The sequence below is a fragment of the Neolewinella lacunae genome, from assembly GCF_014349155.1.
Classification (GTDB): domain Bacteria; phylum Bacteroidota; class Bacteroidia; order Chitinophagales; family Saprospiraceae; genus Neolewinella; species Neolewinella lacunae.
Map to the genome: position 1 here is coordinate 5,590 of NZ_JACSIT010000140.1, position 523 is coordinate 6,112.

1 protein-coding gene is annotated in these 523 nt (G+C 60.2%); it reads left to right on the forward strand.

The features are described from left to right. Positions 1–523, forward strand: a 523-nt coding sequence (locus tag H9S92_RS15795; RefSeq protein ID WP_187467662.1) for a DUF7507 domain-containing protein, incomplete at both ends; no start/stop codon positions are given.

The window sequence follows — 523 nt, forward strand, 5'->3', positions numbered from 1 at the left end:
AAGACGACCAGGACGATGAGACGATCACGGTTGATCAGACCTACGACCTGGCGCTGACGAAAGACCTCACCTCCGCTGGTCCCTACACCCAGGGCGCTACGGTGTCTTACAACATTACGGTAACCAACCAGGGTAGCCTGAACGCCGCTACGGTGGTGGTCGAAGACCGTCCGCAAGTCGGCCTGACCTACGCCGGCCTGAACAGCGGCGACGTAACGGACAACGGCGACGGCACCTTCACGCTCAACAGCGTCCTGGCACAGGGCGCGAGCCTGACCTTCAACGTGAGCTACACGATTGATGCGACCTTCCAGGGCACGAGCCTGACCAACGTTGCGGAGATCACCGAAGACGACGGCGACGACGAAGACTCCACGCCGGACAACGACGTACCGACGGAAGACGACCAGGACGATGAGACGATCACGGTTGATCAGACCTACGACCTGGCGCTGACGAAAGACCTCACCTCCGCTGGTCCCTACACCCAAGGCTCTACGGTGTCTTACAACATCACGGTAAC